At 73.2% G+C, this 10201-nt stretch carries 8 protein-coding genes and 1 pseudogene; 5 read left to right on the top strand and 4 right to left on the bottom strand.

Annotated elements, in window-relative coordinates:
• Positions 1–355 (bottom strand): annotated as a pseudogene (locus tag FMEAI12_RS37865) (hypothetical protein); the annotation flags it as partial.
• On the opposite strand from FMEAI12_RS37865, the gene FMEAI12_RS06810 reads away from it, so the two are divergent.
• The 4 genes from FMEAI12_RS06810 (at position 333) to FMEAI12_RS06795 (ending at position 5172) form a co-directional block, all read left to right on the top strand.
• A complete protein-coding gene (locus FMEAI12_RS06810) occupies positions 333–1100 on the top strand; it encodes a kelch repeat-containing protein (protein WP_235013771.1) in 768 nt (255 codons plus the stop codon). The pseudogene FMEAI12_RS37865 and the gene FMEAI12_RS06810 overlap by 23 nt on opposite strands.
• Positions 1101–1308: 208 nt before the next feature.
• On the top strand, positions 1309–2031 hold the full coding sequence (locus FMEAI12_RS06805; RefSeq protein ID WP_112105372.1) for a DUF6629 family protein: 723 nt from the start codon (positions 1309–1311) through the stop codon (positions 2029–2031).
• Positions 2032–2122: 91 nt separating this feature from the next.
• On the top strand, positions 2123–4699 hold the full coding sequence (locus FMEAI12_RS06800) for an alpha-amylase family glycosyl hydrolase (RefSeq protein ID WP_112105371.1): 2577 nt from the start codon (positions 2123–2125) through the stop codon (positions 4697–4699).
• Positions 4700–4716: 17 nt separating this feature from the next.
• Positions 4717–5172, top strand: coding sequence for an NUDIX domain-containing protein (locus FMEAI12_RS06795; protein ID WP_071065544.1), 456 nt, complete (start codon positions 4717–4719; stop codon positions 5170–5172).
• Positions 5173–5215: 43 nt separating this feature from the next.
• Here FMEAI12_RS06795 and FMEAI12_RS06790 read toward each other — a convergent pair whose 3' ends face one another.
• A complete protein-coding gene (locus FMEAI12_RS06790) occupies positions 5216–6484 on the bottom strand; it encodes an ABC transporter substrate-binding protein (protein ID WP_112105375.1) in 1269 nt (422 codons plus the stop codon).
• A gap of 839 nt (positions 6485–7323) precedes the next feature.
• Positions 7324–8241, bottom strand: a complete 918-nt coding sequence (locus FMEAI12_RS06785) for an alpha/beta fold hydrolase (RefSeq protein ID WP_235013770.1) — start codon at positions 8239–8241, stop codon at positions 7324–7326.
• Positions 8242–8493: 252 nt separating this feature from the next.
• Between FMEAI12_RS06785 and FMEAI12_RS06780 the strand changes: the two genes are divergently transcribed.
• On the top strand, positions 8494–8931 hold the full coding sequence (locus FMEAI12_RS06780) for a nitroreductase family deazaflavin-dependent oxidoreductase (protein ID WP_071065547.1): 438 nt from the start codon (positions 8494–8496) through the stop codon (positions 8929–8931).
• An 80-nt stretch (positions 8932–9011) separates the two neighbouring features.
• Here FMEAI12_RS06780 and FMEAI12_RS06775 read toward each other — a convergent pair whose 3' ends face one another.
• On the bottom strand, positions 9012–9893 hold the full coding sequence (locus tag FMEAI12_RS06775) for a LysR family transcriptional regulator (RefSeq protein ID WP_112105369.1): 882 nt from the start codon (positions 9891–9893) through the stop codon (positions 9012–9014).
• Positions 9894–10201 lie beyond the last annotated feature (308 nt).

The raw sequence follows: 10201 nt of genomic DNA, 5'->3' as shown, positions 1-10201 counted from the left end.
CGTCGACGCCCAGCGGCTCGGCGACCCCCAGCCGGACAGCCACCCCGACACCGACCGCGACGCCGACCGCCACGCCGACCGCCACGCCGACCGCGACCGGGTCACCCGGCGACGAGGGCGGTTCGACGCCGAGCCCGGGGGTGCGGCTGACCCCGGCCGCCTTCAACAACGGGGGTGTGTCGCCCACGACGACGCCGACGACCCCGAGCACGCCAACGACACCCACGACGTCCCGCACGCCGACCGCCACGCCGACCTCGCCGGCCGGCGGCGGCACGCCGACCGCCACGCCGACCGGCGCGACGGGCGGCGGGACGACCGGCGGTGCGACTGTGGCCGGCGCCCCGGTTGACACCGTCCAGGTCTACGACCCGAAGCGGGACGCCTGGTCGAACGCCCCGGCCCTGCCGACCGCGCGCGACCACCTGGCCGCCGCGACCGACACCGACGGCCGGATCTACGCGATCGGCGGCCAGACCGGCGGCGGCACCCCGACCGACACCGTCGAGGTGTACACGCCGTCGAGCGGTGACTGGACGGAGGGCCCGTCGCTGCCCCGCCCGATGGGCACGCCGAGCGCCACCCGCGGCACCGACGGGAAGATCTACGTCCTCGACGCGACGACCCTGGCGGTCTACGACCCCGACTCCGGTGACTGGACGACGGGCGGTGCGCCGCCGTCCGGTGCCGGTGCACCGGTGCTGGTCGGCCTGCCGGACGGGCGGATTCTCGCCGCGGGCGGCAGCGACGGCAGCTCCGCGTCGTCCGACGCCTACGCCTACACGCCGGGCTCGGGTTCGGCGGACGGCTCCTGGGCGAAGGTGGCCGACCTGCCGACGGGTGTCTCCGAGGCCGCGGGCGCGACCGGGCCGGACGGCCGGGTCTACGTCGTCGGCGGGCGGGACAGCGACGGCGACACCGTCGGCTCCACCCAGGTGTTCACCCCGGACGGCGACCGCTGGTCCGCGGGTGCGAGCAGCGCCCTCACCGCGCGCTCCGGCCACGGCGCGGCCACCGGTGGCGACGGCCGCGTCTACGTGGCGGGCGGGACGTCCGGTTCCGGCGCCCCGCTCGACTCGGCCGCGGCCCTGGGCGAGTAGCGACCGCGCCAACCAGGCGTCACGTGACGTGACGTCGATCTGATCCGCACCAGCCGTCGGCGCTGTTCCCCGTGGAGATCCACGGGGAACAGCGCCGACGCGTGCGCGCGAAGCCGTTCCCGGGACAGCGGCGGGCCGGACCTGGTAATAGCCGTTCAAGAGCGGACAAACACCGGCCTGCCGGCCGGACCGGATGAGCGGAGGCCCGATGTGCTTCTCACCCGAGGCGGACGTGGCGGCGGCGGCGATCATCGGAGCGGTGGGGGTGGACGCCCTGCGCCACGTCCCCAAGCGCGCCGCCTGGCCGATGGCGGCACTCCCCGTGCTGTTCGCGGCGCACACGCTGACGGAGGCGTTCGTCTGGTGGGGCGTGCGCGGTGAGCTCGGTGGCACCGAGACGAACGCGGCGGCGCTGACGGCGGCGACCGCGGTGTACCTCGCGTTCGCGTTCGTGATCCTTCCCTTGTACGTCCCGGTGGCGGTGCTGGCGCTGGAGCGGGTGCCCGCCCGCCGCCGCGCCGGGGCGGCGGCGCTCGCGGCGGGCGCGGTGTGCGCCGGCTGGCTGGCGTTCGCGCTGGTCACCGGCCCGGTCCGGGCCCACGCCGACGAACGCCACATCACCTACACGGTGCACCTGTGGATGGGCTCGGTGCCGATCGCGCTCTACCTGGTGAGCACCTGCGGGGTGCTGCTGCTCTCCGGGCGGCCGTTCCTGCGCTGGTTCGGCGCGGCGAACCTGCTCGCGGTCGCCGTCCTCGCCTGGGTCTCGACCGAGGCGGTGACCTCGCTGTGGTGCGCGTGGGCGGCGGTGACCAGCGTCGCGATCGCCGCCTACCTGCGCGGGCGGACCCCGGCGGGCGCTCCGGCGGGCGCTCCGGCCAGCGTCCCCCGGCCCGGTCACCAGATGGCGCCGCGTCATCCGGACGGGTGAACCCGCCACGCCGTTGACGGCACGAAACGTGACATTCTTGGGCAGACATGGCAGGCCGCGAGCGCCGGCCGAGGTCTACCGATGGGACGACGTGACGACAGAGCATGGCGCCGACCGGCATGTGGGCCCGTCACCCGCCACCGGCGCCGTCCGCGTGGACGTCGTCTACCACACCGGCGTCGGCCGGCGGATCGCGAACGGGGCCCGGCTGGTCGGGAGCTGGGACGAGCACGGGCTGCAGGCGGGGAGCTGGTCGTCCACGCCGATGGAGGAGTTCACCGCCGAGGACGGCTGCGCCGCCTACCGGGCCACCGTCACGGTGGACGCGAGCGTCTCCCGGACCTTCGACTGGGGCGTCTGGCTGACCCGTCCCGACGGCTCGCAGGTGTGGGGGATCCCCGCCGAGGTCCCGGATCCCGGGGCGACGGAGCAGGTCCGGCGGTTCGAGGTCGGCCCGGGGTGCGGGCCGGTGGTGCGCGCGGAGTTCCGCCTGGCCGCCCACCGGCACAACGGCGCCCGGCGCGTCCTGCCCGTCGGCTCGAGAGACCTGGGCAGCCCGGTCAGCACGGTCAGCACGGGCGGCGGCTCAGGCGGCCCCAGCGGCCACAGCGGCTCAGGCGCCGCCGTCAGCTCGGACGCCCGGGAACGGATCCGGTTCCGGGTCTGGGCGCCGCACGCGCTCGCCGTCGAGGTGGCCTTCGCCGGGCCCGGCGGCTACATCGCCGACGACGGCCACGGTGAGGACGAGCTGATCACCAGGCTGCCGATGCGCCAGGTCGGCGGCGGCTGGTGGGAGGCGGCCGCACCCGGCTTCGCCGACTGGGTCGGACGGCGCTACCTCTACCGCGTCACCCGCGACGACGGGTCCGTCGCCTGGCGCTCGGACATGTACTCGGCGCAGCAGTGCGGCACCGGGGACGTCGACCCCTGCGGCGCCCACCACGACGGCCCGGCCGAGGACCTTGACGGCTCGGTGAGCTGCTCGGTCGTCGTCGACACCCGGGACGACGAGCGGTTCTGGGCCGACGAGTTCGACCCGGCCCGACCCGTCCCCCGGCGGGTCGAGGACCTGGTCATCTACGAGCTGCACGTGGGCGCGCTGGGCTTCGGGCACACCGGGGCCGGCACGTTCGCCGACGCGCTCGCGTTCGTCGACCACCTCATCGACCTCGGGGTGAACGCCGTCGAGCTGCTGCCCATGTTCGAGTTCGCCGGGACGAGGTCCTGGGGTTACGGCAGCTCGCACTTCCTGGCGGTGAAGCAGAGCGCGGGCGGGCGGGTGGCGCTGCGCCGGTTCGTGCGGGCCTGCCACCAGCGGGGCGTGGCCGTCCTGATGGACGTCGTCTACAACCACTACACGCCGAACGCGCAGCGTTCCGCCTGGCAGTACGACAGCACCGCGCCGAGCCGCAACATCTACTACTGGTACGAGGGCGCCGAGGACGACCACCCGCACCCGGACGGCGGATACCTCGACAACGTCTCCTCGGGCTGGGCGCCGCGCTACTCCGACGAGAACGTACGTGCGCTGTTCGTCGCGAGCGCGGTGGCGCTGCTCGACGAGTTCCACATCGACGGGCTGCGGGTGGACCAGACGACGTCCATCCACGCCTACAACAGCCTGCATGCCGACGGGCGGCCCGTTGCGGCGGCGAACATCGCCGGCCGCAAGTTCCTGCGGGAGCTGTGCCAGACGCTGCGCCTGGTGGACCCGGACGTGATCCTCATAGCCGAGGACCACTCTGGCTGGGCGGAGGTCACCCGCCCCGCCGAGTCCGGCGGGCTCGGCTTCGACGCCCACTGGTACGTCGACTTCTACCACCACCTCGTCGGCGACAAGGGCGAGGGACCGGAGTACGCCAAGCTGCTGCACACCGCGGGGCGCGACCCCGCCGGCCCGCTGGCCATGAGCCTGTTCGCCAAGGCGTTCACCGCCGCCGCGGACCACACGGTCGTCTACACCGAAAGCCACGACGAGGCCGGCAACTCCGAGCACTCGGCCCGCAACATCCTCGTCGCCGTCGACCACGCGCCGCTGCACGGCGACACGGCCTGGTTCGCGTTCGCGCGGCTGCGCTGCGCCGCGGCGCTGACCCTGCTTTCGCCCGGCACGCCGATGTTCCTCATGGGCGACGAGGTGGGAGCCCGGCGGGCCTACACCCACGACGGGTTCGCCGAGGCCAAGGAGGACCTCGCCGGGCTGCGCGCGGGCGAGGGCGCCGAGCTGTTCGCCTGCTATCGGGCGCTCGTCACGCTGCGGCTGGGCAGCCCGGCGCTGCGCTCGCGCACGGTCGAACTGGTCGGCGCCGACGACACCGCGCGGGTGCTGGCGTTCCGCCGCTGGGACCGCGGCGAGGAGATCCTGGTCGTGGTCAGCCTGAACAACGATCCGCTGCCCAGGTTCGGGCTGTCGCATCCGTCGCTGGCCGGCCGGCGGTGGAAGCCGGTGCTGGACACCGACGCGCCACGGTTCGGCGGACGGACGGGCGGCTCGCGCCGGTCGCTGTCCCCACGGGGCGACAGCGTGCGGGTCGATCTGCCGGCCGCCGGTGCCGTGGTGTTCCGCCGCCGCCGGCGCGGCGCCGGCCTGACCGACGGGCCGTCGGACGTCCCGGCCCGCCCCCGCCGCCTGCGCCTGCCCGGCGTGCGCCGACGAGGCGGGCGCTGACGAGGCAAGCTTGGCCGATGGAACGCTTTGTCTTCTGCTCGCGCGGCTGCGAGCACTGGGGCGCGCTCGGCGCCGCGGGAGTACTGCTGCGTGCCGCCGCCGACGGCGATCCGCGGTACCTGCTCGTCCTGCGCCATCCCCGGTCGCACCAGGGCGGTACCTGGGCACTGCCCGGCGGGGCGCTGCATCCCGGGGAGTCCGCCCTGGCCGGGGCGCTGCGGGAGGCCGAGGAGGAGCTCGGGCCGCTGCCCGCCGGCGTCTCCCGTGAGGCCACCCCGGCCCACGAGTACGTCGACGACCACGGCGAGTGGTCCTACACGACGCTGGTCCTGAACGTGGTGGACACGTTCGAGCCGGCGGCCGCCAACTGGGAGACCGCCGGCTGGCGCTGGGTGTCGGCGAGCCAGGCGCTCACGCTGCCGCTACTCCCGGCGCTACGCGCCGCCTGGGCCGCACTGACCGGAACGGGCTGACCGGAACGAGCTCACCGGCAGGGGCTCACCGTCGCCGCGGGAGTCACCGCCCCCGGGCTGGCACGGACGCCCCGGCGCCTCCCTGGGCCGCGCCGCTGATCACCTGGCCGCACAGCGGCTTCGCGCCAACGGGCTCGAAGGCGTTCCCGGCGGCGGAGACCCGGACGAAGTCCGTGCACAGGTCGACCGTGCGCTTGCCGGCGGACAGGTCGACCGCCTGGTTGAGCAGCCCGCCCGCCTCGTAGTCGGTCACCCCGCGCAGCCCGCGGATGTACGACTCGCGGGTGGGGCAGCCCTGCTGCGCCTGCAGGCCCCGCAGGAACAGGTCCGCGGTGATGTAGCCGTAGATGGAGCTCAGCTGCGTCGGCGGCTGGATCTCCGGCGCGTAGGTGGTCATCGCGGCCAGGTAGGCGCGGTGCGCGGGCAGGTTCCGCTCGATCGCGCTGAAGCCCACGGTCGAGTAGGTGCCGGCCAGAGCGCGCGCGATCGGCGTGTTGAGCAGGTGTGCGTCGTAGGTGATGGGCGAGAGCGCCACCTTGAACGGCCTGTTCGCCGCGGCCGCCGCCGTCACCGCGCCGGAGTAGAGGTCGAGCGAGGCGAGCGAGATCAGCGTGTCGGCGCCGCTGCCGACGATCCGCTGCACGGCCTCCGGTGAGCTCACCGTGGCGTTCGTGTCCGCGAAGACGACCGGGATGCCGGCAGCCTCCAGGCTCCGGCGGGCGTTCTGGGCGTACATGACCGACGACTCGGTGATCGTCGTCGTGATGAGGGCCGCGCGGGTGCCGCCCTGGGCCCGGACGAAATCTCCGAGAGTGCTGGTCGCGTCGGTGTCGTCGACCTGATACGCGAGCGGGAACATGTTGTCGTTGTCGGCCCACGCGGCCTGGTCCGCGACGCCCACCACCGGAATTCCCTTGTCGTGCAACAGCGGCGCGGACTGTTCGGAATGCGCGGTGTACTCGAGAACCGCGAACACATTCTCGCGGAGAAGCTCGCGGGCCGCCTGCAGGTTGCCGGCGGAGTCGAACTCGTCGTCCCGCCAGATCGTCGAGATCTGCCGGCCGCCGACGCCACCGGCGGCGTTCGCCTCGGCGAACCGGGCCTCGACGCCGAACCGGTAGCCGGTGAACTGTGCCGAGAGCACACCGGTGTCCGGGTAGATAATACCGACGTTGACCTCGTCGTCCGTGACTCCGGGAGCGCAGGGCGACGCCGCCGCGTCCACGCCGGAGGACTCGCTGGAGCCGCAGGCCGCCGCCAGGGCGGCCGTCACGAGCGCCGCGGCGAGCAACCTCGTACGAAATACCAGCACAAAGCCACCTTCCAGATTCCACGACATTCGGCGACATGGCGACAATCGGTGGCCGCATGCCCAGGCACGCCCGCGCCGCCCACAGGCGACTGAACCGGGTCACTCGTGTTCCGGCGACAACCATGCCGCCGCCGATCAACACCCGAAACAGGTATCGATCAGGACGAAGCACCGATCCGGAACACAAAGGCCGAACGGATGACATGGCGAACATACCGACCACTGGACTGCCCCCGGACGGGCCTGGCTGCCTAGCCGACCGGCCGGCTAGGTGACCTACCGAAGCACACCGGAGCAAGGTGGCCGGCACACAGCGGGAAGCGATGAACCAACTTCGTCAGAACAATTTATGGCCAACCATAGCCCTTAATGAATCTCTCCATGTGAAGCAGAAGACTTTCTGTAGTCAAAGACTACATACGAACAATGATCGCATCTTCTCGACCCCCCCGACAGTCACGTTCTGCGGCAGAGACGGGGAGGCCGCCGGCCGCACACGGGCGTGCGACTCAGGGCCTGGCACCGCTATGTCTGCGCACCAGCACATCCCGCCGAATTTCCCGCCACGCTTCCGCGCGGGCCGATGTGACCCGCCGTGTCATCCGGAAGATCCGATGATTGTCTCTCCGTTGCTTCAAAGCGGTCGAGACAGTGATCGCGACAGGTCACCGGGCCCGGCTCGAGGCGCTGATTACCAGTCGCCACAGGGGAAGATGCGACCGGCATCACGTCACCGGGCCCGGCGGCGTCGGGCGGAACAGCCGGGGCGATGCGAGAAAACCCACACGACAGCCCCTCGGCCGGCCAGACCCGATCCTCGGCCCGTCAGTTCCGCGGCCTCACACCACTGCTTTCCGCGCGCCGCCGTTGGCGTCCCCCGTCTGCTCCCACCATCCCGTCAGGAGCTCGGCCGTCCCGGCCGCGTCCTCGAGCTGGGGCAGGTGCCCGCAGCCGGCGACGACCGCCAGCCGCCAGTCGGGACGCAGGCCGGCGGCGTCCCGGGCCAGCGCCACCGGGATGAGCCGGTCGTCCGACCCGTGCACGAGCAGCGTCGGGACGTCCACCTGGCGGATCAGCCGCCGCAGCGGGCCGCCGCGGACGACCCGGCGCACCACGGACCGGGCGGCGGCGACATAGGCGCGCTCGACCCCGTCCATGCCCGCCCGCTCGTGGCCGAGGTCGACCAGTGCCTCGACCGCGACGGACGGGATCCGGGCGGGATCCGTCGCGCAGAGGCGCAGGGTCTGGGCCACGATGCCGGCGGGGCCGACCCGGGCGCGGCGCCGGGCGAGCGCCCACGCCCCGAGTCCCGGGAGGACCACGGCGGCGAACGACGCGACGACCAGCGGCTCCGGCCAGCCGCCGCGGCGCAGCGGCAGCGCGGGATCCAGCAGGACCAGCCCGCACACCGACTCCGGGCGACGGACCGCCTGCAGCATACTGATCAGAGCGCCCATCGAGTTCCCGACGAGGATCACCGGCTCCCCCACGACCTCGGCCAGGAAGCGGTCCAGCAGGAGGTGGTTCGCCGACACGTCGGCACCGCGGTTGCCGAGCGGGGTGCGGCCGTGGCCGGCGAGGTCGGGCGCGAGCACGCGGGACGTCGAGGCGAGCAGGGGTGCCAGCGCGAGCCAGTTGGTGTACGACCCGCCGAGGCCGTGGACGCACACCACCGGCGGGCTCCCGCCGATGGTTCCGGGCGCGCCGAACTCCGCGTAGTGCACGGGGCCGTCCAGGTCGACCCACTTCGAGACCATGCCAGCCTCGCCGCTCGCGCCCGCGTTTTCACCTGTGCCCGCGCTGTCGCTTGTGCCCGCGTTTTCACCTGTGCCCGCGCTGTCGCTTGTGCCCGTGCTGTCGCTCATGCCTCGGCAAGCCCCCATGCTCGATCGCCGGTCGGAACGACGTTAGGCGCCTCGTGCGCCGTCCGGACCCGGAACCGGCATCGCCGGTGGACGACACCCGCCCCCTCGGGCATGGCGCCGGGCCCACCGGTGTTGACTCGCGGCATGCCTCTCACTGGTGAATACGAACCGAGTCCGGCCGAATGGGTACGCAAGCAGGTCGAGGAGTACGAGAGCTCCGGCGGGACCAAGGGCACCGAGCTGCGCGGTGTGCCCGTGGTCATCGTCACCACCCTGGGCGCGAAGTCGGGCAAGATCCGAAAGAGCCCGGTGATGCGGGTCGAGCACGACGGCCGCTATGCCATCATCGCCTCGCTCGGCGGTGCGCCCAAGCATCCCGTCTGGTACCACAACGTCCTCGCCCACCCCCGGGTCGAGCTACGGGACGGCACGGTCAACCAGGACATGATCGCCCGCGAGGTGACCGGTGACGAGAAGGCGCTGTGGTGGGAACGCGCCATAGCGGTCTGGCCCGATTATGCGGACTACCAGAAAAAGACCGACCGGGTGATCCCCGTCTTCGTCCTGGAACCGGTTTCCTAGCAGTCACTTCCACCACCCCGGCCACCTCGACCTGGCAGATTCGCCATCCCGCTGCGACCGTGAGCGGCCCGCGGGGGTGGTCAGGCGGGGGCGCGGCCGGCGGCGAGGGTGCATGCGACCGCGTCGGCGATGAGGCTGGCCAGCCGTGGGGAGGCTCCGCGGCGCAGCCGGACCTGCATGGGCTCGGGGTCGACCGCGGGAAGGTCGGCCCGCCGCTCGAGGCCCTGCGGCGGCGGGCCGACGTCCGCCAGCAGGGCGACTCCGACGCCGGCCCGCGCCGCGTGCAGAACCCCGGCCAGGTAGCCGGACTCGCCGACGACCGACGCGACCCGGCCGGCGCGGGCGAGGGTCGTCAGGGCCTGGGTTCGGATCGTGCACGGGTCGTCGACCGCGACCAGGGGCAGCGGGCGGTCCGGCGGCGGGACGAGCCAGCCGGGGGCCGAGTACCACGCCAGCGGGAGCAGCCCGGCCGGGCGCCCCGCGGGGCTGCCGCCCGTCCCGACCAGGACGGCGACGTCCAGCGTGCCGCGGTCGAGGGCGTGGGCGAGCCGGACGCCGCGGTCGAGGCGGAACCTGACCTCGACGTCCGGGAACTGCTCGGTGAGCACGGCCATCACCCGGGGGATCAGGTGGTCGGCGGCGTGCTCGGTCGAGCCGACGGTGATCAGGCGCTGTAGGACGGACGCGCCCACTCCGAGCAGCTCCAGCGCGTCGTCGTGGGTGGCGAGGATGCGCCGCCCGGCGGAGAGCAGCAGCTCGCCGTCGGGGGTGAACCGGGAGCCGCGGCCGACCAGCTCGACCAGGGGCCGGCCCACCACCTTCTCCAGCCGGCGCACGTGCTGGCTCACCGCCGACTGGGAGATGCACAACGCCTCGGCCGCGCGGCGGAATCCACCGCAGTCGGCGATGGCCACGAGACTGCGCAGCGCCGTCAGATCCAGCGTGTTGGACACGGCAGCCATTCTATGTGATCTATCACGTTTTGCGATCAGTTTGATCACTCGGGGCGGCTTTACACTGCCCGATTTTCCAACCATCCTGATGCACATGCTGGGGAATGTGGGCGGGAGCGCGCCGGGACGAGCGAGTGCCACCGGCCGGCACCCGGCGGGCGTCGCGGCAGCGCCGCGGGTCCTCACCCGCCGACGTTTCGTCGACTACGGAACCCTCGCCTCGGCCTGCTGTCGCGCTCACTGACCGCCCGCGCGTCCGCGCCGCGCGGTCGGGACGGCGGCAGACCGGGCCGGTCCCGGCGGGCCGGTTCCTGCCT

The sequence above is a fragment of the Parafrankia sp. Ea1.12 genome (assembly GCF_900465275.1).
GTDB classification, from domain to species: domain Bacteria; phylum Actinomycetota; class Actinomycetes; order Frankiales; family Frankiaceae; genus Parafrankia; species Parafrankia soli.
Note: the sequence above shows the minus strand (reverse complement) of the source record. Positions and strands in the feature narration are given on the sequence as shown.